This window comes from Planctomycetia bacterium, from assembly GCA_021413845.1.
Taxonomy (GTDB): domain Bacteria; phylum Planctomycetota; class Planctomycetia; order Pirellulales; family PNKZ01; genus PNKZ01.
The window spans coordinates 86,030-111,548 of sequence record JAIOPP010000057.1 but is presented as its reverse complement, the minus strand read 5'-3'; the positions used below and the strand labels follow the sequence as shown (position 1 = coordinate 111,548).

Sequence of the window (25,519 nt, the reverse complement as noted above, 5' to 3'; positions counted from 1 at the left end):
GCTTCGGCAAACGGAAACTAAACGCTTCGTCCCACATTCGGAATCGCGATGCTGAACGTGCTTCCCACGCCGACCTTGCTGCGAACGGTAAGATGCCCGCTATGGACGTCTTCGACGATATGGCGTGCGAGCGGCAGACCGAGCCCCGTCCCTGCGGCCATGTTTTTGTCTTTGTCGACCCGATAGAACTTATCGAACACCTTCACACAATCTTCTTCGTTCAGGCCGACGCCGGTATCTTCGACTTCGATATGGATCTCTTGGTCGGCGAGTCGGCTGCGGAGCGTTACGCGACCTTTGCACGGCGTGTACTTCACGGCGTTCGACAGCAAGTTAATTACCGCTTGCATGAGCATGTCTCGATCGACGAGCGCTCCGAGATATAACGGGCTGAGGTCGGAGACCAGCGTAATATGCTTTGCATCGGCCGAGGGTTGTACGACGCCGATCGCTTCGTTCAGGATCTCGTTCACTCCCCGGCTTTGCTTGCTGACCTTCACGACCCCTGCTTCGATTCTGGCGATGTTCAGCAAGTTTTCGATCAAGCGTTGCAGGCGATCGGCTTGGTTGTTGATGACGCCGAGAAATTCTTCGCGCGAGCTTTCGTCTTCGGCATCGCCGTCGGCAAGGAGTTCGACGTAAGCCTTGATGCCGGCGAGCGGTGTTTTCATTTCATGGCTGGCGGCCGAAACGAACTCGGCGTGCTGTTGCTGCATGCCTCGCTGCACGCTGATGTCTCGCAGCAATACGACGACGCCCGAGCCTTGTTCGCTTGCCGTGACATCGGCCAGCAAGTTCGAGGCGGTCGCGCGATACCAGCGTTTGTTTCCATCGGCATCGTCGAGCTCGAAATCGTCGCAGCGTTGCGTCGGCACGTTGCGACGACGCACGTCGTTCACCATCGAGGTGAGCTTGCCGCACGGCAGGATCTTCGAGAGGGGGCGCTTCTCATCGCCGTCCGATAAATGCAGGAGCTTCTTCGCATGCTCGTTGGCGAGTTCGATTTCCTCGTAGGCGTTCATCGCGAACACTGGCTCGCCGATATTCGCCAGGACGGTCGACATGAGTTCGGCCTGCGCCGTGGTCCGTTGTAGACGGACTTCCAACGCCGAGCGAGTTGCATCCCAACCGGCTTGGCGTTCGTGAAACGAGGCGAGATAGTCGCGAATCTGCGTCAACGGCCGCATCCAGGTCGAATGTTCATCGACGGCCGGCAGCGCTTCCAGATTAATGATCGAGGCCAGAGCCGGATCGTCGCTGTGGACGAGAAGTTCCAGATAGCGGCGGGCGATCGCTTGCTCGCGACAGATGCGCCGAATCGTCCAGATGCAGATGCCGCCCGATGCCGCCGCGGCGATGACTGCGATCATCGAGAGGAGCAAGCCTGCTTGCGAATTCCTGAGCGTGCATGCCATTGCCACGGTCAGGCATGCAATCAGCGTAAAGCACGCGATAAGCCAAGCATACGGCGAGATGCGATTCTTATTCATAGTCGACGACGGTAGTGAAGGTTCCCTGGAAACCGCCGCTCGTTTCGCTCCGTTCCCAAGTCTTAAGCGATCAACCCCTCGGGTTCATCGCCCAGCTTCGGAAGCAAGCGCTTCGAGTTCGGCAGGGAATCTCCGTCGCGACTATTTTCGCACAGCGTATCGACGATCAAGTCGCGCCGCTTGGCGTAAATGCCGGTCCGCCGCCTCTTGGTTTCCCAGGCGGTCGTAGACGGAGCCCAGCAAAAAATAGGTCAGTGCTTGCGAGTTGTCCAAAGACAACGATTGTCGCAAAGCCGCCTCCGCCTCCAGGTGCCGCCCCAAGCGGAGCGCCGCGGTCCCCTCAATCCGGTGTAGACCCGCAGAATCGGGGAATTTCTTAACACCCTCCCGCGCAAGATCGAGCGCGAGCGCCGATTGTTCGTATCTTAACGGTGCTAGGGCCGCGGCCGATGCGGTTTTAACTACGCAAGAATTCGCGGAAATCGCCGCGGAGAGTTCTCGTTGGGCGTCGTCGAAGCGTCCGGCCTTAAGAAATACTTCTCCCTTGTCGAGTAATTGCTGAGCGCTCCGGCGCGGCACCGCACCGGTGTTGGTTAACCGATCGACGACCGAGTTGCGAACCGTTGATACCGTGGAAACGGTCGCTTTCACGGGCGCTTCGGGCTCATCTACTTCCAGACCCAAGATCGGCAGCGCCGGTGCGAGGGTGTCGGCGGCCAGGAGATTCGGCGGTTCGATGGTCGATGATTCCGATTGCAACGATTCCGTCGGCATCGGCGTCGCTTGCTGTAAGGTCTCGGAGATCGATACCACTTTGATGGAAGCGGGCTCGATGGAAGTCGGCTTGATTCGTTTTGCACGAGCCGAGATCGCGACCCTGGGAGCGTCTTCGATCGCGCCGAGTTCCAGAGTTTCCGCCGCTGCAAACGATGTGGCGGCACGTGCCGCGTCGCCCAACGCTTCATAGGCTAACGCGCAGGCTCGTCGGACTTGGGCATTTTGCGGATTGCGAATGGCGAGTCGTTCGATGCGCGCTCGGGCCTCGTCGCTGCGGCCGGCGTCGAGATCGAGTTCGACTTGCAAGATGTTCGCATCGATGTGCTTGGGATCGTGGGCGAGGATTTCGCCGACGGTTTTAGCGCAAGCTTCTTTGCGTCCCGCTTCCCAGTCGGCAACGGCCAACTCGATCGGCGACGACACGCTCGACGATGGTTTTGTCGAGCTTTGCGGATCGACCTCCAGCGGTGATTGGTTGGCGGTCAGCTGAATCGTCGGCTCGCTACCGGAATTGTCGGAAGTCTCGTTGTCGTCCGGCGTCGCCGGGGCTACTTTGCCGTCGGCGACTTGTTCGCCATCCTGAGCGGCTGATTGTTTGGCGTGCTCTTCCGCATGTTTGAAGACATCGGCGAATTTTTTTTCTTGCGGGGCGAGTTGAACCGCCATGTGGAAATGATGAAGCGCTTCCGAACTTTCTCCGGCCGATTCCAGCGCAAGGCCGAGCTTGTAGCTCATTTCTCCATCTTTCGGGTGCGCAGCAATTCCGCGCCGTAAGATGTCGACGGCGAGTTCCGGCTGGTCATGCTCGAGTTCCAACTCGGCGAGCAGAATGAGAGAGTCGCGATGCGCCGGATCGCGATACAGAATCTTGTCGATACCGTCGCGGCAAGCTTTGAAATTCCCCTGGCGCCATTCAGCCGCGGCGGCTTGATATTCGGCGGCGTTCCGTTCGACGTCGAACTTCTTCGCTGCCAACGATGCCCGCTCTTTGCGAATCGGATGCACGTCGGGAAGCGCCTCTTCGGTCTTCTCCGACTTCTTAAAAAGCGGCACGCCGCCGACCGCGCAGCCGCCGACGACAAGCGCCACGGCACCGCAGGCAAAGGTTCGTACGAAGCGATTATTTGCGCTTTTCATTTCGAAACACCTCGGGACGAACGACATCCGTGCGACGGCCGGGAACGCCCGGATCGCCTGGATGCTCGGGCAAGACGACACCTTCGCTACGACCTAAATCTTCCAACATCCACGCCGGCATCTCACCGTCGATCACGGGCTCTTCGCCCTCGCCGATCACGGCTTGGACGCCGAACCCTTGCGAGACGGCAGTCGCGCCCCCGGCCGTGTTGACGTCGTGCAACACACGGATCGCATCTCGATTGAGCGGATCGTAGTGCACGGCGAGTTTCGCATAGCGGAGTGCGAGGGCTCGGTTATTGTTCGCGAGCGCCGTGCGAGCACGATCGGTATAGTCGCGACCTAGGTGGGCTTGGCCGAGCGGTGTCATGCGATGGAACTTCGCGGTCTCCATGTTCTTGGCATCGGCCTCGAACTTGGCCCCTTCGGCTGCGATTTGCCCGTCGTTGACGATGCGCGGCGTAAGCAAGATAAGAATCTCGACTCGTTCGACGTTTTCCGTCTTACTGCGAAACAACGGCCCGACGCCGGGCAAGCTCCCCATGAACGGCACTTGCGTCGTCGTCGAACGAAGGTTCTCGCGCATCAAGCCGCCGAGGATTACGGTGCAACCGTCGGGACACATGACGTTGGTCGTTACTTCGGTCAACGTCTTTTGCGGCAACGTGAACCCGCCGTTGACGACGACCGAGCCTTCGGAAAGTTCCGGATGGACTTCGAGGCGGATCAGGCCGTCGCTGGAGATGAACGGTCGCAGACGCAGCTGAGCTCCGACTTCGAGAAACTCGACGTTCTGCGTGGAGAAGTTTTGCGTGACGGTGGTGCTGATGTAGCCGAGCTTTTGGCCGATCAAGATTTCCGCTTTCTGCTTATTCAAGCAAAGCAGCTTCGGCGACGCGATGACGTTGGCATCGCCGACCGTTTCGAGCGCGTTAAGAAACACGCCGAGGCTGTCGTCGAGAAACGCGAATTTAAGGCCGCCGGTGTCGAACTGGAACGAGCCGACTTGGCCGCCGGTCGTCGGATCGACCGTTCCGCCACCTTCGAGCGGAGCCTGTCGCGGACTTCCCCAACCGAAGCGGACGTTCTGCTTGTCGCGCAACACTTGGAAGTCGACCCCGAAGCTGTTGGCGTCGTTGAGCGTTACGCTGACGATCATCGCTTCGATCGAAACCTGAGCGGGCCGACGATCAAGATCCTTCACGACTTGGTCGATTTGCCCCAAAACGTTGTCGTAGTCTTGAATGACCAAGGCATCTTGTTGCGACATGGAATCGCCGCCGGCTTGTGCGGTATCGGAAGCGATGCCGATATGGGCCGGGGCCGTGATGCTGATCTTGCCGGTGACCGGAGTCAGTAGCGGAGTGAGCACCGTCGCCAATTCCTTCGCATTGATATAGTTGGGCCGATAGACGCGCGTGCTGATGCGGTCTTGCGCCTTCTCCATCGCCACGAAATCTTCCGAGGTGCCGATGTAGTAGAACTCACCGTCGCGGCGAGCAACGAAGCGAGTGAGCTTGAGAATGGCGTCGAGTGCATCTTCGACGCCGACATGCTGCAGATTAAGACTCACCGCACCAACCACGCTTTGACCGGCCAAGATGTTCAGGCCCGCTTGTTCGGCAAGTTGCTCAAGCAAAATCCGAATGTCGACGTCGCGGGCATTGATCGTGAGCCGGCCGTCTCCTTCGGAAGCGACCGCGCCGGGGGCATCGACCATCTCCCCCTTCGGACCTGGCGAGACGGTAATTTCGGCCGCTCGGCCTGTTGCATCGAGTTTGTTTTCAACGGTTTTGCTATCGGTCGGCAAAGCTTCTTCCAGCCGTGCCGGTGCGGGGGCCGCTGGTGGCGCGATCGGGGCACCCAATGCAGGCCCGTTGGCAGGCGGAGTCGCGGCCGGTGGTTTCAACCCTGCGGCTTGTGCCTGGAGCGCTTGGATTTCTTGGTTGTGTTGCTCGCTCCGATTCTGGATCATCTTCAACAGATCGAGAGTCTGTGTCGGCGAGATGCCCGGGCCGGCTTGGTTCTGGGGATTGGCTTGGCTCTGCTGGAGTACGTTAAGCAAGGCACCAAGGCCGGCGTTCGGATCCGTCGCCGGAGCTTGTGCTACATACTGCGGCGCTCGGGCTTCCGTCGGATTGCGTGTGTTGCGCGTCTCGGGCTGATACTCGGCAGCGACTCGAGGCTGGATCAACTCGAACCGTGGAACGCGTGCCGCTAAGCGCTGTGCGTTGGCCACGGCCTTGATGCGTTGCGATTCGGAGGCGCTCGGTGCCGTCGTCTCGATGTCGGTGGGCTTTTCAGTCGGCTGAGGCGCCGTAGAAGGAGCGGCGACGGCAGCGACTTCGGCTGGTCGCTTCGTAGCGAGATGGATGGCGATCAATACGCCGCCCGAGGCGCACAACGACAACAGTGCTAAGCGTAGTAGTGTCTTCATACGTCTTCCTTGACGTTGCTGTCGCTTCGAAAATGCCGACGCTACTGCGTCGGATTCACTACTTGATTCGAGCCGGTATCTTTCACGCCTGAATTCGAAAGGATGGCGCGAAACACATCTTCGCTCGTTTCCGTTTCACTCGACGAATCGCCGTTTTCTTCCGTGGCCTTCGTTTTCGCGTCATTTGTTTCGGAGTCGTCGCCGGCCACTCTTTCTCCCGGGCGTGGAATGCGTAGCTCGCGTCGAGCTCCGTTCCAAGCGACCGTTGCAGAGCGTGGGTCGACCGTTTCCAAAACCAGTTCTACCTCGTTGATTTGTCCGATCGCCGCTCCTTGCACGTAAGCCTTGCCGTTGATAACCGCGGTTCGAGCTCTCGGCCCGACCAACGTACTCGTCAGCGTCAAGGGATAGGTGTTCAAAGCGGCGGCACTCATCTTGATCGACGGAGCGGGTTTTTCCTCGTCGAAGAGTCCCGCAGCTGCGGCTTCTTCGAGCAAGGCGGCCACGTCGTCTTCACTCGTTTCTTCTTTCTTCTTCACGGCGGCACCGAACGGGTTTCGCAATTCATCGTTCGCCGACTTGCCCGGCACGCTCCGCATCAGCGGATCGGCTTGCAACCGACTCGATAAAACACGCCACTCCATTCGTGGTGTACCGGCAGTCGGCGACTGCGGTCCGGTAGGCGCCGTTGCAGTCGCTGCAACGGGCGCCGCTCCAACGGCAGGTGCCGGCTTCTTCGTTTCTTCCGACTTGAAGACGAGCGGGCCCCAAAAGTAAGCAGCCACGGCGCAGAGCAAGCCGAGCATTCCCGCCTTTTGCGGGTTCGCTTTCAGCTCACGCTTGAGTTGCTTCGATAGCTTGGCGACACTCATCGTTCATACCGGCGAACGGCGATCGTCCGACTCCGGCCCCTCATGTATCGGTAATTGGTAGGCTCGACCTAATCCGAAATCTCAAAATTATCGGCAAAGATTGCCAGTTTTAACTCGCACGTCACAGACTTCCCGTCCTGCCGGCTGCGTTCGATCGTTACGTCATCGACCCAGAGTCGCTGATTGAGCAACTCGATCGACGATAGCAATGTTTGCACCTGCTCCGGTGTCCCCCGGCAACCGAGGGTGAGCGGGATCCGTTCTAGCGTGGCATAGGCTTGTTTGGTCTCCGGGCGAAACGTGGTCGTGGCGACTCCCGAGGCTTTCGCCATATTCGAAAGCCGCCCGAACAACTCGGCGATATTGCTCGGCTTGTTCGAAACTCCCCGCCACTTTTCCAAATAGCGGTGCGCGTCGACGAATTCCTGATCGATCTGCTTCAATTGATCGGGAATCGCAGCGGCTACTTGAACGACGATTTCCTTCGTTTCCATTTCGCTGCGCATGCGGTGAATATCTTTCATGCCCGGCAGGAACACGAAGAACAGATAGACTCCGAATGCGGCCGTCAGTGGAACGATCGCTCCCCAGCCACCGGTGAGAAAAGATTTCTTCACGGTATTACCCTCCCACCGGCATCGATGTTCGGCCGTTGAAGCAATGCGGTATCCGCCACCCATGCTTTAGAGGCACTTTCTTTTTCGGCGACCGGATCAGCCGGCTTTTCTTCATCGGCAGGTTGCGCTTCCTCAGCGCTCGGGCCTCCGGGCATACCCCAGCCCGGTCGAACGACGATGCGCACCGCGAAGCGGACTTCGCCGCCGCTGGAGTCGCCGGTAACTGCTTCGATCGACGTTAGTTCCGCTTTCACGAACAATTTCGACGCCGCCAACGCTTGAAGATAAACGTGCAGAGCGGGTTGATCGAACGTGATCCCTTCGAGGGTCACGAGCAGATCGACGGCCTCGAGCGCCGTGCGCAGAGCCGTCAGATCCGATTCCGCATTCGCTATTTTTGGCGTCGTGCTCTCCACAGCGGCCGCGGCTTCGGCGACGCGCACTTTCGGACGCTCCGCGACATGGAGATGTAGTCGCTCGATCGTTACTTCCTGCGGGAGGTTCACAAGCGCTTCATGCACGATGCGCGAACGAGGCCAAGGGTGGCGCAGAAAGGTTGCCAACTCGGCACGATTGCGCAGCTCCGTGAGCTCGAGTTGTTTGTTTGCGACGAGCATCTGCTGGGCTTGCGCCGCGGCATGCAGAGCGTTGGTTTGTTCGTACCGGCCTCGTACATCGCGCTCGATCAGGAACAATCCACCGGCTGCTGCAGCAAAGGCTACGAGAAACAATACCGTGACGCCGAGCCGCCAATACGAAGTGCGTCTGCGCTTCGTCGCTTGGCGATAACGCTCCGGAAGAAAGTCGATTGTTTTCATGGGCGTCGCCTTTATTCGTCGAAACGACGCATCGCCATGCCGATGGCGACGTCCCATTGCGATTTACGACCCGTGCTCGCACCGGCGGCGGTCGGAAAGCTGCGGAACGGATCACCGAGTTCGCACTTCAGATCCAAGCGAGCGGCTAAGCGTTCGACGAGGTTTTGCGTTGCTTCTCCGCCGCCGAGCACCAATCGCACCAACGGTTGGCCTCGAAACGTCACGCTGTGATATCGAATGCAGAGCGAGACTTCATTCGCCAGTCGATCGACAACCGGACGAATCGATTCGTTCACGCTCCGTGCGATCTCGGCATCCTGCAATTCCGTGCGTCGATCGCCGTTGTTACGACGCAAGGCCCAAGCCGCAGGTAACTCCATTTTGAGCGTCCGGGCCACGGCTTCGTCGAAATGTTTGCCGCCGAGCTCGATGTATTTGATGAAGAGGATTTCATTCCCTTGCGCGATGACGACGGCCGTGTTCGTGTTGCCGACATGCACGACGATCGCCCGCTGATCGCGATCCTCATCACGACGATATTGAGCGCCGTAGCAACGCAGTATGGATTGCGGTTCCGCTTCGACCGCTACCGGCTTGAGGCCGGAATCGTCGAGCACCTGCATGAAGCGATTCAACTGCGGACGATGGCAACCGAGTACGATGACTTCGCGACGAATCGTGTCTCCTTGTCGAACGTCGGCCGCTTCTAGAAACCGTAGGTCGCTTTCGGCGATCGGATACGCGAAGCGATCGCCGATTTCTTTCAAAATCAGCGGTTCCAATTCTCCGGAAGCCGGTTTCGTGACGCGCACGTTCTGCACGGCGAGCTCGCGGGCACCTAAACAAACGACGACATCGCGCCCGCGAAACTTGCGGCCTTCGCGCGCATCGACCAGCGCCTTCGTCCAGCGACGTAGTTGTTCATCGGCGTCGACGGCCGGTTCGATCGGAAGATCCCAGCGAACCGATTCGAGGATGCGCGTACGATCGCCGTTCATCTGCACGAGCTTGATGGAACGGCTCCCCAAGTCGATGCCGATCGGGCCGACGCGTCGAAATCCTTGCAATGAAACCATACGAACGAACCTTTCCGACTCCCGCCTATTCGCGATTACTGCCGTGCCGCCGCCTGAGCGAACCGCGAGGAATGCGAAACTCTAGCTCCCGGAACCGGATCCGTACGGATAAATGCCGGTTATGTCGTCGACTCGGGCCAGTCCGGTAATCGGATCGACATGGATGCAGACGTAGCGAACTCCGTCTCCGGAGCCGGTCGAAAGCCAGATAAGCGTTTCAGCTGTTTGCACCGTCGCGCCTAAGGCGTCGAACTCAAGGGTCGTAATGCTTGTAGGAGAAGCAGCGGCGGCGACGACGGAATAGAGTTTAACGCTTGTGCCGAGTTGCGGCAGATCGTCGAGGTCGGTGTATCGGCGTGTGGTGGTATTCGATGCGTCGCGGTAAATCGTCGCGGGCAGAGTCGCGAGTGCGGCGTTCGTGCCCGAATATTCCAGATAGTAGCGGTTCTCTGCGAGATCGAACGTCAGGCGGTAGTTGCTGTTGTTCGAGACCGCTAAGTCACGTACTTGAGCAAGATCCGCGGCAATGATGCGACCCGTCGATTCGAGCTGAACCGCGACATTAGGTTGGAACAGCGGAATCGCCGCGCCGGCCATAATGCCCATGATCGAGATTGCGATCATAATCTCGACGAGCGTGTAGCCAGATCGAGATGTCCGGGCGGCTGAGTTCATGGCTATTTTTTCTTAGCGATGTCGATAACGACGTGCAACGTGCCGCTTTTCAGCAACGCGTTCTGTTCTTTCAATTGCTGATTAATCTCACGCAGTTCTTGAATCATTTCCGCTTGCTGCGCGACGCTGTTGGCAAACGGCTCGTGCGGAGGTTTCGGTTGCGCGGAGCCCGTCTGTTGAAAGCCTAGCACGCAACAAACGACTGCAATCGCGGTGCTGGGGATCGCGGCGGAAATAAACGGGTGCGTACGCATTCGTCGCTCCTTCGATTAAGGGATCTCTTTCATTCGCATTACGGACCATCTTAAACCGACATCACCGGTGCCCACGGCATAGAGCGGGCTACCGGCGGTGAACCATTGTTGCGTCGAGGAAGTCGTCGTCGGGGCGGCGATCGTGATTTGCGGCGCATAATGCATGCTCCAGCCTTGCATATAAACGGGCAAGTATTTTTGCGGGTTGGGGTCCGACAATTGATCGTTGTACCAACCCCAAGCCAGCGACCACCAGAAAGTTCCTAGATTCCACTCCGAGCGCGAAAGTACTTCGAGTTGCTTGCAGATCAACTTTCCTTGCAGATCGAACTTTGAACTTTCCGATCCACCCGAAGCGCTGAACTTTGTAAACGTCGCCACCGTGCCACGCACGGTGGCCGATGCTCCGTCGGACAAAACGATATCGCTCGTTGCGATGACGGCCGGCAGTTGGAACGTCGTCGAAGAGCCGTCGAGCGCAGGCAAGGTCGGTCCTTGTACGGAGACATTTACCCCGGTGAATTTCACTTTGCCGGTGCTGATGACCGTGCCGACGATCGTCGTGTTGTTACCTAGCGTCACATCTCCGTTCCGGAAGAAAAGTCCGGCCGGGTTGTCGCGTGGGTCGGGCTGTAGCGAAATACCGCTTACCGTCGTCGCCAGTGTCGGGATCGTATAAGCCCTGCCGCCGGGATAGAGTTGATACGTCGACATCGAACTCGGCGCATTCCAGCCCGTGCTCGACGACGACGCGAGATTAGTAACCGTTAAGCCGAGATTGCTCGTCAGCAGGCTGCGAATCGTCGTACTGGTGGATGCCGTCGGCAGGCTGATCGGTCCGGTAAACGGTCGATGATCGCCGTACCCTTTGGTGCGCATCAAATTGAGATCGGAGAGATACTGTGCGCGACAGGCGGTCGGCGAAGGATACGTGGTGCAGAAGTTCGTGAGGCTCCCTTGGAATCGAACCGGTCCATCGACTTTCAACGGCAGCTGAACCGATAAGTCGTCGGTGCCGGTTTGGTAGAGCACATACGATTGCATACCGGCCCATGGTGTCGGATTGGTTGCGACTTGTTTCGGAACCAAATCCACGACCGCTTGAACCTTGTAAGTCGTCGGCACCGTCGAAACGGATGTGTCGGTCGCATAGCCGGTCGATAAGATGGTTACGCGATACGGCCAATCGGCGGCTTGCGCATCGGTAACGGCGAGGCTATCGTCGCCGGTCGTGTAGGTTGCCGTATAAGTTTGACTCGAATTGATCGTGCCGGTGAGGGTCGAGTCGGCACCGCTCCAACTCGTTTGATTCATTTTTCGCAGTGCCGCTGAAAGTCCGCTCAGGGCCGCTTGTCGGGCATCGATGCGCAGTTCGCTGCCGGCGGAACTCTTCAACTGCGCCGTTTGCGAGCGGAGCATCGAATAAGAGACGGCCATCGTCATCGCGATCATTGCAAGCACCAGCACGATCGCAATACCGGACCGAGAGCCCGACACCGAACGACCGCGCGCGCGAGCGGACGTGTAGGCCGCTGGTTTCGACGTGTTGGAAAGTTCGAGAGGCATGCGAGTAGCCGAGGGTCGGCGAGACCGTTATTTGTTCAGATTGTAATAGTTGGTTGCCGAACCGAAGAACGGCAATACGGCCGTCGCGGCGGTATAAGTGCCGTCGAAACTCTTGTCTTGTCCCATTAATTGAATCTCGCTCCGTAGCCAAATCTGGCGTAATCCGAACGAGGAGCTGTAAATACTTTGCGGCCAGGAAAGGTCCGTCCAAGCCGTCGACCCGGCACGAAACGACGTCATTTCCGCCGTGGAAGGATGAAGTTCGCATTCGAATCGGATCGCCGCGCGCAACGAACTCGTCGTGTTACCACCCGTGGCTGTTGCGGCACTTGCGGTTTTTATTCGCGAGGTAATCTGAGTCTTCACGCTCGTGGTGGCCGTTTTAATGCCGGTGATGGTCGTACGTCCCGAGGTGGTGTTAAGTGAAGCGTCGTTGAGTTGGATCGTGCGCGTGTCGGTCGGAGCGGTGATCTCCAGCAGCAGGCCCGGATCGGTCGCGTCGGGACTGAAGATGACGAGTTCTTTGATGAGCGGCGGCCCCGCTGGATTTGCCGGCACGCCACCGGCCGGTCGCCAGATGACGACCGTATCCGGATAGCGATACGAGCCGACGGTCGTGTCGACGACCACCACGCCGGGATAAGTCTCCGTGGCATAAGCATCTGCCACGGCGCGCGAGATCCGTTGCATCGCGACTCGTCCATGCTGTACGGAATCGGACTGGCCTTGATTAAACTCGGCCGTTTGTCTCGTCGCCGACGCCAGGACGGAAAGCGAGCCTACCATGATCGCCGAGATCGACATCGCGAGCATCAACTCAAGCAACGTCATGGCACGACGTCGCGACGCTCGGTTTCGCGGCCGAATTCGCAACTGAATCGCGATGCGAGAAGGGTCAGCCTGCCGGGACATTGGCAACCACCCTTGATAAGTCGGCAAGCGTGGTGACGCTGCCGTCTGTTTCGGTAACGATAATCCGCACGCGAATCAAGCGATGATTCGACGAGCCGCTTGTGAGCACGGTCGAAAGATTCGAGTCGCTGACATAGCTGATGTCGACTTGCTGCTTCCAGCCGTTGAGAAACGTCGCAGGAATCTGAAAGTTGGTGTTACGCGTCGATTGTTTGCCGTCGTCCGTCCCGAGTCGTATTCCCCAACGATCGGTCGGTGGGGTCGTCGCGATGCCGTTATAGTCGTCGATGTCGTCGAACTGCTTACGTGCTCCGGCACTGATTTCCGGGCTGCCGGGCCCCATCGGCGTATCGTATTCCCCGCCGGGAGCTTCGACGTATTTCATTCCCGAGACTTCGTCGAGCAATTGCTGCGCGAGTCCGAGAGCGACGACGCGGTCGAGCGAATCTTGCGATGCTCCGGTCGTCGTGGCGAGGCTGGCAAGAATCGTTACACCGGCGACCGAAGCGAGCGTCAACGCCGTGACGGTCTCGATGAGCGTGAAGCCGATTCGCGTTTTGCGGTCGATTGGATGCATGGGAAGTTCTCGTGCGGCGTCCGGGCGTTCCGCAGACGCGGGAAATAAAAGAGGCACGGCGAGGTCCCCTCAAGCGTCATGCTCGTCCTCGCCGTGCCGTGCATCGGTCCCCTCCCCAAGGTTCCGACACATGCAAACCTAGGTCGTGGTGCAGCGATGTCAAAAGCAACGCCTAGGCAAAGCTGCCCGACGGTAGAAGAAGTAGGTACGCTTCGATGCGCACGAGCGGCTTGCGAGCGATTCGATCGCTACGATCGCTACAGCCAGTCGAGACCGACGTCCCACCAGTCGGCCGAATGCGTGAGTCCGCCGACGCTGATGCGCTCGACGCCCGTTTCGGCAGCGGCGCGAATCGTCGCAAGGTTGATTCCGCCCGAGGCTTCTAGTTCCACCGAGGGAGCTACGGCGTCGCGTCGTCGCACCGCTTCGGCAAGCATGGCCGGCGGCATGTTATCGAGCAGGACGATGTCGGGCAGTTCCGGCAACACGAGATCGAGCTGAGCGAGACTATCGACTTCGACTTCTACGAGCATCGCCTCCCAATAATCTTTCTCCAGCGGTAGCTCAAGCAATCGCTGCGTGATGAATTGCTTGGCACGTGCGACCGCTTCGGCCGGCGTGTAACGTTGTGCGCTCCCCTGCTCTGCTCCGACGTGCGCTCCTCCTTGAGCCAAATGGTTGTCTTTAATCAAAATGCCGTCGTACAATCCGACCCGATGATTGCAGCCCCCTCCCATGCGCACGGCATACTTCTCGACACGCCGCCAACCGAGCATCGTCTTACGGGTGTCGTAAACTCGGGCCTTCGTTCCGGCGACCGCATCGACGTAGCGGCGTGTCAGCGTGGCGATTCCGGAAAGGCGGCCGAGCAAGTTCAACATCGGACGCTCTGCCGTAAGCAAACTGCGCGCGGGGCCACGTAGTTCGGCCAGCGTCGTTCCCGCGACGACGTATGCGCCATCCTCGACCAGCGGCCGCCATTCGATCCGTCGGTCGTATTCCGCGAGCGTAATCGCTGCGCCGGGCAAACCCGCGACGATCCCCGGCTTGCGCGCCACGACCGCCGCGAAGCTCACGGCCTGCTCATCCACCAAGAGCGCCGTCGTCCAGTCGTGATGCCGATCGAGGTCTTCGCGCACGGCGAGACGTACGAGTTGCCGAAGATCGTCTTCGAGTTGGGCGTCCCAGCGAACGTCGCGGTAGTCTTTGCGAGGCATCGTTTCCTTACGCTCCTGTTCGGATAGAATACGTGGATCATAACCGCAGCAACGGAAGGCGTCATGTCGAGAGCGTCATCGTGATGTCGAGCGAAGGAAAAAGCGAAGTTCGAGGTCGACGTTTCCTGCGCCGCAGCGATCAAGCGGCTCTGGCGCTTTTACTCGTCGTTGCGATCGCAAGCTTGGGCATTCGCTGGTTCCGCGCCGGCGGCCCGACGGGACACTTAGTGAATGCCGACGAGCGGCTTGCGGCCAATCTTAGCCCGCGCGCCGTCCGCTTTGTCGTCGATATCAATACGGCTGATGTCGCCGAACTCGGCGAGTTGCCGCAGGTCGGCCCGATGCTGGCGCGGCGGTTGATCGAACACCGCGAACGAAATGGAAGATTTCGATCGTTCGACGACCTGCTGCAAGTGAAAGGGATCGGTCGCAAGACCTTGGAAGTGCTTCGTCCGCACGTAAGATTCGATTAGCGTCGACGCGCCATTTCTTAAAGCGGAATCGATGCGAATTTCCTTCCGCAATGCTTCGCGAAACTCCCCCTTCGCGCCGCACCGACGAATGCCGTATGCTGATGGGTCGGCACGGAGAAGGCCTGCGTCGAGAGAGGTCGTCGCCGGAGACCTCGGCAAGCGCCACGTTACGGAGAAAGACACTCGTGGACTTCAAACTGCATAGCCCGTTTCAGCCGGCAGGTGATCAGCCGCAAGCGATCGCATCGCTTATCGAGGGGCTACGTGCGGGCCGACGCGAGCAGGTGCTGATGGGTGTGACCGGCTCCGGCAAGACGTTCACGATGGCGAACGTCATTCAAGAGATCAGCCGCCCGACACTCGTCCTCTCGCACAATAAAACTCTCGCGGCGCAGCTATACGGCGAATTTAAGGAGTTCTTTCCGGAGAACGCCGTTCATTATTTCGTCAGCTATTACGACTATTATCAGCCCGAAGCCTACATCCCGCAGCGTGATATCTACATCGAAAAAGACGCGTCGATCAATCAGGCGATCGACCGCTTGCGACTGGCCGCGACAAGCGCACTCGTCAGTCGTAAAGATGTGATCATCGTGTCGAGCGTGTCGTCGATCTACGGCCTCGGCTCGCCCGAGGATTATAAAGCGATGATGGTCTCGCTCACGCGTGGGCAGCAAGTCGACCGCGATGAAATGTTGGGTCGGCTCGTCGAGATTCAGTACGAGCGCAACGACTACGCTTTCGAGCGAACGAAGTTTCGGGTTCGAGGCGATTGCGTGGAACTCTGGCCGGCGTACGAAGAGTTTGCCTACCGCATCGAGTTCTGGGGAGATGAGGTCGAATCGCTCTCGTATGTCGATCCCACGAGCGGCGAGACGATTCAGCAACAAAACGAAATCTTCATCTATCCCGCCAAGCACTTCGTCTTGCCCGAATCGAAGATCGAGCAAGCGATCGACGGGATTAAGGCCGAGCTTGAGATGCGGCTCGAGCAGCTTCGCAACACGGGGAAGCTCCTCGAAGCGCAGCGTCTGAACGCTCGCGCACGTTTCGACATCGAGATGATGATGGAAGTCGGCTACTGCCCGGGCATCGAGAACTACAGCCGACACCTAACGGGCCGGCCTGCCGGCGCCGCACCCGAAACGTTGTTCGATTACTTTCCGAAGGATTTTCTCCTCGTCGTTGACGAGTCGCACGTGACGGTGCCGCAGATTCGGGGCATGTTCGCCGGCGATCAAAGTCGTAAGACGACGCTGGTCGAACACGGTTTTCGTTTGCCGAGCGCCCTCGATAATCGCCCCCTCAAGTTCGAAGAATGGGAACAGAAGTTCCGACAAGGAGTTTACGTCTCGGCGACTCCCGGCCCTTACGAAATGCAGAAAACCGGCGGTGAAGTCGTCGAACAAGTCATTCGTCCGACCGGCTTGCTCGATCCCATCATCGAAGTGCTACCCGCGCGCGGGCAAGTGCCGCACTTGCTCGAGCAAATCAAGCTACGGTCTGCCGTCGACGAGCGCGTGCTTGTGACGACGTTGACGAAGCGTCTGGCGGAAGACCTGTCGTACTACCTCAATGAGCATGGCGTTAAGTGTAAATGGCTGCATAGCGAACTCGACGCATTCGAGCGTGTCGAGCATCTACGCGACCTGCGCGAGGGGCGTTTCGAAGCTTTGATCGGTGTCAATTTGTTGCGCGAAGGGCTCGACTTGCCCGAAGTGTCGATGGTCGCCATTCTCGATGCCGATAAAGAAGGTTTTCTTCGCAGCGAGACGAGCCTCATGCAAACGATCGGTCGTGCGGCACGTAACGTCAACGCGAAGGTGCTGCTGTATGCGGATAAGGTGACAGAGTCGATGCAGCGAGCGATCGAAGAAACCTCGCGCCGCCGAACGCTCCAGCATGAGTACAACATCGCCCACGGCATTACGCCGGAAACGGTGCGGAAATCGATTCGTCAAGGAATCGAATCGCTCCAGACGGCGCATGCGGAAGCCAATGCCGCGGTAGGTCGCACCGACGAGACGCAATACATTACGGAAGAATACATCGCGGAGTTGGAAGCCGAGATGCTTGCCGCCGCCGATGAGCTCGACTTCGAACGTGCAGCGAACATTCGAGACCGGATCGACAAGATGAAGGGGCATATGGGCAAGCCGGCTGCGATCATCTCCGAGACTGCGAGCGAGGGAAAAGGACGTCGCAAAGGAAAAGGCAAAGGGGGCGGCGGTGGCACCCGCATTCCACGACCGAAGCGTGGATGATCCTCTATTGCCGTCAGGCATATATGGAGGGCTTCATTCCGCTTGCGGATGATGCAGCCAAGCCGAGGAGCGCGACCAATAATCGTGGAGCGCGCTTCGCCATGGAATGCGAACCTTCACGATTGCCGTACGGCCGGCGGCCACATCTCGCAGCGTTTCTTCATCCGCTCGCGCCGTCATCTGAAAACAAGGTTCTACTGTTTCCGCGATCGTCGTATCGCGGCGGTTCCTTGATTTGCCTTCTCCGGCTTCGTCCGGCGTCGCTTCCCGCCGGCGTATGCTCAGCATGCCACCATGTTCCACGCTCATCGCCGGGTGGATCAAGCGCGTCGAGGCTTGAGGGTCGCACGTCGCCAAACGAATCGATACCGGTTTTCGATGTCCGTGAATCAGGACGTCCGCAGTGCGATCCTCGGCATTCGCGATCGCCGTCACCAAGCGTTGCGGCACGGCAATCTTAAGCGTTTTCGCTGAGTCGCCGGCGATCGAGGCGATCTCATCCCCTTTTTCCAACCGTAGCCCCACATAGCGATCGATGCCTCGCGAGACGATCGTTCCGTCCGTTGCGGCGACGATGGTCAGGCCTTCTCTTTGGTGATGAAGCTCCCGCAACTCCGTTTCGAGGACTTGGCGTTGCAATCGCTCCGTTTGCTCTTTCGAGGTTGTTTTAGCTTGCCGATGCATGCGCGAGCGAATCGTGGATTGTTCGATCGCGAGTTCGACTTGACCGATCTCGGCAAGCAATTCGGCGTTGTCTAATTCCGCGATCTTACGTCCCGCGAAGACTTGCTCGCCATCACATACGAAGACTTGTCGAACGAATCCGGCTGTGCCCGCTCGCACGACTTCGAGCGGTTCATAGTCGACCACCGCTGCGAGTTCCTTCGTGCTTGGATCTAAGCAGTAGAACAAGATCGCCGAGAGCAGCCCGAGTGCCGTGCAGGTCGCGGCTTGCCGTTGTCGATTCCTACCGACGTTTGCTCCACCTCGGATTAGGGAACGGCGGAGAGTTCGGCGCTTTGCTAACCAAGCGAGAAATAGAGGGATCGAAATAAAAATGGTTCCGAATGCTCCTAGCTTCGCGATCGCTAGTAGCAACAACGAGCCGAGAACGAACGTGCGCCACAGCATCGCCGCGATGCCGTACCAGGCAACCCAGGCGGGGCGACGTCCCTTGGCGGAGATCTCCGCTTCGTCGATACCGAACAAGAAACGTCGTAGAAGCCGCCATGATTCCTCTTGGCCGACGGCGGATAGGTTAGGCATCTCCATGGCATCCGAGAGTGCGAAGTACCCGTCGAATCGCATGAGCGGATTCAGGTTGAAAATCACCGATCCGATTCCTGCAGCCCAGACGACGGCGAGTGCTCCTTGCCTTACTAAGGGATCTTCAAAAGCACTCCAGGCGATCATCGCCAGCGCCGCTACGAAAATCTCGATGTAAATCCCTGCCAATGAGACGACGATCCGCTTCCACTTGTCGGGCACGCGGCAGATCGTCGATACGTCGACGAACGGCGACGGCATTCCCAGCACGAATGCGAGTCCCACGTTGCCGACGTTGCCGCCGAACCGTCGACAAGCGATCGCGTGTGCTAGTTCATGCAAAATCTTGAGGCCGCACCAAGCCGCGAAGAGCGACAAAGCACCTTGCCAACCCCAGTCGATGGGCGAGTTTTTCGCAAGCATCGGCCAAGCCGTTAACGCTTGCAGCAGCGCCGCTGCGAGAATCGCGAACCAGAGCACGAGAAATGTTCGCCCGAAGAGAAATCGACCGAACGGGTCCAGGGTTTCCAGCGCACGGTCGGGACTTCCCAGCGTGATCCGAAACGACCAAAGATTCCACCGGTCATGTCTTGTCGGGACTTGTGACATCGTCGGACTACGTGAGGCAAGACCGATGTCGCTCGATGCCAAGCCTGATCGTACAAGCCACTCCCCGAGCAAGACTGCTTCGTCTTGCGTGAGAGCTTGTGAGCCCGACGCCGATGCCGTGTGGGCCGCGGCTTCGGCCAGCGTTCGCGTTCCGTCCAGTGCTAAGAATAGCGCATGCTCCGCTTTTCCTAAGCGGAAGAATTTGTTTCGTAACGGATCTTCGACGAAGTAGAAAAGCTCGCCGCGATCGTGTCGAGTCGAAACCCTTAAGTCGCGACGAGCGGCGACGACGAGCCGTTCCGGATGAAGAATGTGAGTTTGCGTCGCAGGAGATGAGGGCGAACCGATTTTCATACTCACGTTACCAACTCATCCAAGCATATGTCGGCCAAAAGCGATCGGTGAATAGCTTCGCTATCGAACGAGTTTCCGTCTCCACGTAAACGTGTCCTTTCATGCCGGGTCGCAGGACGCGGTCGGGATTATCCAGTGTGATTTCGATGATAAAAACGTTCGCGTCGTCGTGAATCTCCGCTCGGGGATAGATGCGCTCGACCGTACCGGTATAGTTCTCGTAAGGCCGAGCATCTAGTACCACGGTAGCCGAGGAGCCCGGCCGCAGGCGTTCGATCTCGCCTTCGGCAACGAATGTCTCGACGACGATTCGATCTAGCGGCGCGATCTCATAGAGCACGGTTCCTTGCTTGATCGGGGCCCCTTCCGCGCGTTCCCATTCGCCACTCATCACGATTCCCGTAATCGGACTCTTCAATTCGATATTTTCCAGACGGCGCATGAGTAGAGACCTTCGTTCCTCGACACGTCGCACTTCCAAACGATCGATTTGTGCGGCAGCCGTTTTTCCGGCAGCGGCATTCACGTCGCTCGATTTAGCGGCTCGATCTCGATCGGCCGTCGCCGCAGCAAGTTCTCTCAGCAACTCGGACGAGTCGAGAAGACCGAGCGGTTGACCTTCCGTGACGAAATCGCCCGGTCGAACGTGGCTTTGCCGCCAAACGGCATTGAAAGGGGCCGCAACGACACGTTGTTGCTTGGGTTGTAGCTCGCAATCGCAACGGACGGTGAAAGGCAAGGGAGTGATCATCGTCGCGATCATTGCACAAACGACGATGGCCCAGCGTCGACGGCCGGAAATGGCATTGCCGATTCGTTTCAAGCTGACAACCAACGCCGAAGAGCGGCGCGCCTGCATCGCCGTAGCGAAGAGTGGACCGAGCACGTCGACGACCGTTCGTAGGTACGATCGATTTGCTGTGTCGTCGAGTGCCGTTGGAAGTACTATCGCACACGCACCGAAAACACGGCCATCGCCGGATTTCAGAGGAAGGCACCAAGGCCGTTCCTGAGTTCCGTCGACGGAAGTCATTGCCTCGGTTGCCGAATCCAGCCTGAAGTTGGCTGTTGTAGCGCATTCGGTAAGTGCCGCTTCCCAAGTTCGCACGTTCGGGGCATTCGACTCGATCGTCGCTATGCCGGAGATAGCGCGGAGCCTACATCGGGAGCCCGCAATTAAACCGATCGCTACGGATTCTAAATTCCCCAGCTCTTTCAAGCCTGTCGCCAAGCATCGGCAAGCCGTTTCATCGTCCGTGGCGATAACGAACTGCTTCGCAAGCTCCAAAAGCGCGGCTGAAGTGTCGTGGCTCCGGCGTAAGTCGTCGTTCGGTTGCTGAACTGCCGAATCGTGGCGTCGATCAGAACGAATAAAAGTCGGAATCATGATGTTCTGAGTCTGTTTAAGGATTCGCGATTTGCGGTGCGGTCGGTTGTTGCGCCGGCACTTCGTCGAGACGGAGCGTGCAACGTCGACCAGCCAGGCGTGTCTGATCGATGTTATCAATAAGGACTTTCACACGCACGGTGCCGCTATCCGCATCGATTACCGGCGCGATGAATTCCACTTTCCCCGGAACTCCTTCTTCTTCCTCGGGAAAATTCAGCACAACCGTCGCATCGGGCTTCAAAGCGCGAGCGGCCGACTGCGGTAGATTGAATACGGCACGAAGGGGATCGAGCTGTACGACCGTAACGATGGTCGGCGCGATGGGAGTGACGAACTCTCCGTGATCATAGTGAATGTGCGTGACGATGCCGTCGATCGGGCTCCGAACAAGTCGCCGTTCGATCATCGAGTCGATCTTCCGGACTTCGAGCCGGTCGACGATCGCCTGCTCTTCGAGCGACTGATGCTGTCCCTTTGCCGCTGTGTGCTCCATCTCCGCCCGTTGCGTTTCTTCGGAGGCGGCATGGCCTGAGCTGCGCAGCGTACGAATCTTGTCGAGTCGAGTCTTGCGCAATTCCGCTTCGGCTCGCGCCGCATCCTTGCGGCCCGTCGCATCGACCGACGCTTGGGCGATTTCGCGAGCGATCAACAGAACTTCCTTGTCGAGCGATGCCAGTACTTGACCTTTGCGGACACGATCTCCCTCGCGAACTTCGACGCGGGCGACGACTCCCGTCTCGGCGGGAGCGACGTCGATCGTTCGTGAAGGTTCCGTAAAACTCTCGAACGTCTCGGCATGAGCCTGCGCTGCTACAACCAACTGTAGCAAGAGAATCGTGTCGAAGAATCGTAGCGACATGCTTTGTTTCCTTAGTCTCATCATGATTGAACGAAACCTCTTATCCGAGCAGAATGGTCGTCGAGTCCGCTCGTCGTAAATACCGTTGTTCTATAGATGCTCGTCGCTTGAGAGCATCGAGCTCGACGACGCGCCTGCATTCGGTCCATTGCTGCTCGAAGTTGCCGTGAGCCTCGCCGTTTGCTTCGGCGGATTGAACCATCGAAGCGATCAGCTTCGGATCATTTGCGATCAACGAATCGGAAGCGGCGACGAAGTAGCGGCCCGAGCCGGGATCTCCTTGTCTTCCGGCACGACCTAGTAGTTGCCGATCGATGCGCGCCGAATCGTTGCGCTCGATGCCGATGACATGAAGGCCGCCGCAATCCTTCGCACTCTTACCAAGACGAATATCGGTCCCGCGACCGGCCATGTTCGTCGCGATGGTAACAATACCGCTCCGGCCGGCTTCGGCGATGATCGCCGCTTCCGCTTCGGTTTGCCGGCCATCGAGTACCCGATGCGAAATGCGTCGTCGTTTGAATTCTTCGGCAATTGCGGCGCTTTCCGCGATCGTACGACAGCCCACGAGCACTGGCCGACCGAGTCGTTGCATAGCCTCCGTCTCTAATGCCACGGCGCGACGTCGCGCTTCCGGAGTTGCGAAGTAGCGAGTCGGAAGTTCGATAAGACGCGAAGGAAGTCGCGGTGGGATCGCTTCGACCGTGAGTCCGAACGTCGAGCGAAGTTCACCGGCCGCTTCGATGAGAGTCCCGGAAATTCCCGCCATCGTGCGATAAGAGCGAAAAAAACAGGCACGCGTAATACTCGCAGATCCGATCGTCGGCTGCGAAAACGGGAGACGTTCCTTCCATTCAACGGCTTGCTGCAGTCCCTCGGACCAGCGTCGGTCGTCGAAGATGCGACCCGTCGTCGTGTCGACTAGGTGAATCCGATTGTCGAAGACGATATAGTCCACATCGCGTTGCAACAGGAGATGCGCGATAAGCGCATGTTCGACATACTGCCGCCACGGCCGGAGGAGCAAAAGCTCGGGCCGTGGTCTCAGCCGGTGTTCGATCGTATCGGCGCCATTCATCGTTAATGAGATGACGCGACTATGCGAATCTACGAGATAATCTCGCCCAAGATTAAGCTCCCGACAAGACTGTGCGGCCGATTCGGTGGCTGCGGCATCTTTGACATTTTGGTTCGTCGATTCGGCGAGCAATAGCGGAACGGACGCTTCGTCGAGCAACACCGAATCGGCTTCGTCGATAATGACGAAGTCGAGCGGCATCGGCATATCGTGCGTGTTGTCGATCCCGGATAAACGACGCACAAGCTCATCGCCGAGTCGCGACGAGTTTTGCCGCGCACGACGTTGCTGATCGCGCAGATAGTCGAACCCCAGATCGTAGCCCGTCGCGTAGACGATTTGCGAGCCGTAGGCTTGCCGTTTGATCTCCGAAGTCGCTCTGCCGTCGACTAGTCCGACGCTCAAGCCCATGCTACGCAAGACCGGCGCGAACGTATGGAAATCTCGGTCGGCAAGGTAGCGGTTGACGGTCGCAACATGCACGCTTCGGCCCGCAATGGCACGGGCGGCAGCTGCTGCGGCGACGGCGAGAGTCTTCCCTTCGCCGGTGCGCATCTCGACGGCACGACCTTGTGCAAGCAACGTAGCGGCGTGCAACTGGGAATCGAACGGCGTGATGCCGAGGTGTCGCTCGACCGCACACGAAAACGAGTGAAGTGTTTCCGCAACATCGAAAGCGGGCCGGCGACGTCGCTGAAACGTGCGGTTCCACCAAGTCGAAGGCATCGAAGTCGATGACAGCATCGGGTTCATCGTGGCACCTCGTTGCCGGCGGGCACGCCGTCGCCGAGTTGGGCCGCAATAGGAAGGTGAGCTTCCGATTTATCCAAGCGGACTTGCAACGTCGGGACGCCCCCTTGGCAAGCGTCGTCGATGCGGACTTGTTGCGTTTGCAGTAAGGTGCCGGTTGCTCGATTCAAGTTCACGAGCGAGACGTTGTAGGCCGCCTGAACCGCGACGAAGTCGAACTCAGCGTTGGCTCGTCGTTCTTGGGCCGATAAGAGATCGTCGAGCACGACGCCGGCCGTTTGCGGGTCGCCGATCATGAGGCTACGTCGCGATGTGAGATAGTCGATCTCGGCGGCGTTGGCTCGAATCGCATCACGTTTCGCGAGCATCTCGCGGTAGAGCGTCGATACCTCTCGCACCGCGATCTCGGTTTCGCTTCGTATATTGAGCATGGCGGCTTGCAAGCGGTTTGTCGCTTGGCGAAGTTCCACGCGGCGCTGCGTTAGGCGCGCATTAGCGCCTCGATTGAACAGCGGGTACTCGAATTGTAGTCCGGTCCAATAGGTCGGACGGCCGACGCTGAATTGATCGACCCAGGCTTGGCCGACATCGGAATTGCCTTGAAGTCCGGCAACGTAGGTTCCCAAGACGAGATTAAGGAGCGGCATGAGTTCGTTTTGCGAAACATCGGCTTGAATGCTCGCCGCCCGGACCTCGATAAATGCTTGTTGAATTTCCGGTCGATATTGCAAAGCGTCCGTCAGCGATTGCGCGACATTCGGCTCAGCAGGCTCCGACCACGGGCGATCGAACGGAATCAACTCTTGCGGAGGATTCAGTAGGTTCGGATCGTTCAACAGTGCACGCAGCCGTGTCGCGGCGTTGGCGACGTTGGTTCCGAAACGGATCACCGCGGCCTCGCGCGTAGCGGCGGCTGCTCTCGCTCGCACGATCTGGCTCTGCACGACGTCGAAATCGACGCGCGCCTCCAATTCGGCGACGACATCGATCGCTTGTTGCTTGAGGCGCGCTCTTTGCAGCAATGCGGCACGTTGCACGCGCAGATCCCAGTAGGCGCGATGCGATTCGATGATGATGTCTTGCAATTCCTTTTGCATCCGACCGACGGCTGCGCCGACGCCGAGCTCCGCTAAGTAGATCGAGCTGAGGTTGTAGGCTTTGCCCGAGCCGTTCAAGAGGGGTTGCGTGATCGTAAGCGTGATGCGCGAGGTGCCTTGGTTCGGTGGAATGAAGAATCGCGAGTTGCTGTCTTCGTAACCGAATTTCTGTGCGACCTCGGCCTTGGCGCCGGAAGCGAACGTTTGTCGCAAGCCGCCCGACGAAACGAAGTTTTGGTTGAGGTAGCGGCTCGCCCCGCCGGTGGTAAGTAAATTGCCGACCGGATCGCTCGTGTCGGTGAACTTCGAGTCGAGAAACGCGCGAGGATCGAAGCGCGACGCGGCATCGGTGACTTGAGCGCCGCGAATCACTGGCTCGTCGGCAACGATCCGCACGTGGGGAGAGAACATCAGCACGCGATTGACGACCGCTTCGAGCCCGATGGCTAGCGGGCACTCCGTGGCGTTGAGCGACGAGAGTAGCGCCGTGTCCCACCAGAGCTCGTTGTCGACGAGAGCGAGCTTGAAGTCCTCGGCTGGAAGAACAGGTTGCAATGTTTCGACACTCGTCTCCGCCGAGATCGGCGGGAGGGGCCGAATCGACTGCGCAACGACCCGCACTTCGCTCGCAGTCGCGAGGCAAAAGCAGAGCAGTTGAATCGTTCTAATTGCGAAGAGATAGGGCATCGCGAGATCGAGCTTGATAAAGCATGGGTTTCAGACGACGTCACCATGCCGGCGTTGCATGGGCGTTGCGTCGTTCGATCTCATCGACCGCTGCATTTCGTAAATCCATCTTGTCGACTCGCGACACTGCAATCCGTAACTGCCGTCTTTCCGCGGGTTCCGTCCATGTGGTGCTTGTCATCATCCGGCGTGGTGTTCCACATAAGCGCCGATCGCGTGAGCTAATTCTTTCTTAGAACATTCGGTCGGGTTGAGTTCGATCAGGGA

Annotated in this window: 20 protein-coding genes; 2 read left to right on the top strand and 18 right to left on the bottom strand. The window is 58.6% G+C overall.

Annotated elements, in window-relative coordinates; genetic code table 11:
• Positions 1 to 17: 17 nt before the first annotated feature.
• The 13 genes from K8U03_10300 to K8U03_10240 form a co-directional block, all read right to left on the bottom strand.
• Positions 18 to 1,490 (bottom strand): cell wall metabolism sensor histidine kinase WalK, encoded by a 1,473-nt coding sequence (locus tag K8U03_10300; GenBank protein ID MCE9605279.1) that lies wholly within the window; start codon positions 1,488 to 1,490, stop codon positions 18 to 20.
• Between the two features lie 141 nt (positions 1,491 to 1,631).
• Positions 1,632 to 3,404 (bottom strand): tetratricopeptide repeat protein, encoded by a 1,773-nt coding sequence (locus K8U03_10295; GenBank protein MCE9605278.1) that lies wholly within the window; start codon positions 3,402 to 3,404, stop codon positions 1,632 to 1,634.
• Positions 3,388 to 5,841: a hypothetical protein gene (locus tag K8U03_10290; protein ID MCE9605277.1), complete on the bottom strand. Its 2,454-nt coding sequence runs from the start codon at positions 5,839 to 5,841 to the stop codon at positions 3,388 to 3,390. The genes K8U03_10295 and K8U03_10290 overlap by 17 nt, the downstream gene beginning before the upstream one ends.
• A 41-nt stretch (positions 5,842 to 5,882) precedes the next feature.
• Positions 5,883 to 6,713 (bottom strand): hypothetical protein, encoded by an 831-nt coding sequence (locus K8U03_10285; protein ID MCE9605276.1) that lies wholly within the window; start codon positions 6,711 to 6,713, stop codon positions 5,883 to 5,885.
• 68 nt (positions 6,714 to 6,781) lie between these two features.
• On the bottom strand, positions 6,782 to 7,330 hold the full coding sequence (locus K8U03_10280) for a type II secretion system protein M (protein ID MCE9605275.1): 549 nt from the start codon (positions 7,328 to 7,330) through the stop codon (positions 6,782 to 6,784).
• A complete protein-coding gene (locus tag K8U03_10275; GenBank protein ID MCE9605274.1) occupies positions 7,327 to 8,148 on the bottom strand; it encodes a PilN domain-containing protein in 822 nt (273 codons plus the stop codon). Before K8U03_10275 ends, K8U03_10280 begins: the two co-directional genes overlap by 4 nt.
• An 11-nt stretch (positions 8,149 to 8,159) precedes the next feature.
• Positions 8,160 to 9,224 carry a pilus assembly protein PilM gene (gene pilM, locus K8U03_10270; protein MCE9605273.1) on the bottom strand — a complete coding sequence of 355 codons (1,065 nt, stop codon included), beginning with the start codon at positions 9,222 to 9,224 and terminating at the stop codon, positions 8,160 to 8,162.
• Between the two features lie 81 nt (positions 9,225 to 9,305).
• On the bottom strand, positions 9,306 to 9,899 hold the full coding sequence (locus K8U03_10265; GenBank protein MCE9605272.1) for a type II secretion system GspH family protein: 594 nt from the start codon (positions 9,897 to 9,899) through the stop codon (positions 9,306 to 9,308).
• 2 nt (positions 9,900 to 9,901) lie between these two features.
• Positions 9,902 to 10,153, bottom strand: coding sequence for a hypothetical protein (locus tag K8U03_10260; GenBank protein MCE9605271.1), 252 nt, complete (start codon positions 10,151 to 10,153; stop codon positions 9,902 to 9,904).
• Between the two features lie 15 nt (positions 10,154 to 10,168).
• Positions 10,169 to 11,719, bottom strand: coding sequence for a hypothetical protein (locus K8U03_10255; protein MCE9605270.1), 1,551 nt, complete (start codon positions 11,717 to 11,719; stop codon positions 10,169 to 10,171).
• Between the two features lie 27 nt (positions 11,720 to 11,746).
• The gene (locus K8U03_10250) at positions 11,747 to 12,550 is read right to left on the bottom strand and encodes a hypothetical protein (GenBank protein ID MCE9605269.1); all 804 of its coding nucleotides are present in this window, start codon (positions 12,548 to 12,550) and stop codon (positions 11,747 to 11,749) included.
• 64 nt (positions 12,551 to 12,614) lie between these two features.
• A complete protein-coding gene (locus K8U03_10245; GenBank protein MCE9605268.1) occupies positions 12,615 to 13,208 on the bottom strand; it encodes a hypothetical protein in 594 nt (197 codons plus the stop codon).
• A gap of 257 nt (positions 13,209 to 13,465) precedes the next feature.
• Entirely contained in the window at positions 13,466 to 14,425 is a 960-nt protein-coding gene (locus K8U03_10240; protein ID MCE9605267.1) for a nicotinate-nucleotide diphosphorylase, read from the bottom strand.
• An 83-nt stretch (positions 14,426 to 14,508) separates the two neighbouring features.
• Between K8U03_10240 and K8U03_10235 the strand changes: the two genes are divergently transcribed.
• Complete coding sequence (locus K8U03_10235; protein ID MCE9605266.1) at positions 14,509 to 14,898, top strand: helix-hairpin-helix domain-containing protein; 390 nt, start codon at positions 14,509 to 14,511, stop codon at positions 14,896 to 14,898.
• 101 nt (positions 14,899 to 14,999) lie between these two features.
• Positions 15,000 to 17,162 (top strand): excinuclease ABC subunit UvrB, encoded by a 2,163-nt coding sequence (uvrB, locus tag K8U03_10230; GenBank protein ID MCE9605265.1) that lies wholly within the window; start codon positions 15,000 to 15,002, stop codon positions 17,160 to 17,162.
• A gap of 33 nt (positions 17,163 to 17,195) precedes the next feature.
• On the opposite strand, the gene K8U03_10225 is transcribed toward uvrB, so the two are convergent.
• The 5 genes from K8U03_10225 to K8U03_10205 form a co-directional block, all read right to left on the bottom strand.
• Positions 17,196 to 19,397, bottom strand: coding sequence for a hypothetical protein (locus K8U03_10225; protein ID MCE9605264.1), 2,202 nt, complete (start codon positions 19,395 to 19,397; stop codon positions 17,196 to 17,198).
• Position 19,398: 1 nt separating this feature from the next.
• Complete coding sequence (locus K8U03_10220) at positions 19,399 to 20,277, bottom strand: efflux RND transporter periplasmic adaptor subunit (GenBank protein MCE9605263.1); 879 nt, start codon at positions 20,275 to 20,277, stop codon at positions 19,399 to 19,401.
• 517 nt (positions 20,278 to 20,794) lie between these two features.
• Positions 20,795 to 21,640 carry an efflux RND transporter periplasmic adaptor subunit gene (locus K8U03_10215; GenBank protein ID MCE9605262.1) on the bottom strand — a complete coding sequence of 282 codons (846 nt, stop codon included), beginning with the start codon at positions 21,638 to 21,640 and terminating at the stop codon, positions 20,795 to 20,797.
• A gap of 40 nt (positions 21,641 to 21,680) precedes the next feature.
• Complete coding sequence (locus K8U03_10210; GenBank protein MCE9605261.1) at positions 21,681 to 23,471, bottom strand: preprotein translocase subunit SecA; 1,791 nt, start codon at positions 23,469 to 23,471, stop codon at positions 21,681 to 21,683.
• The gene (locus K8U03_10205) at positions 23,468 to 25,252 is read right to left on the bottom strand and encodes a TolC family protein (protein MCE9605260.1); all 1,785 of its coding nucleotides are present in this window, start codon (positions 25,250 to 25,252) and stop codon (positions 23,468 to 23,470) included. Before K8U03_10205 ends, K8U03_10210 begins: the two co-directional genes overlap by 4 nt.
• Positions 25,253 to 25,519: the final 267 nt, after the last annotated feature.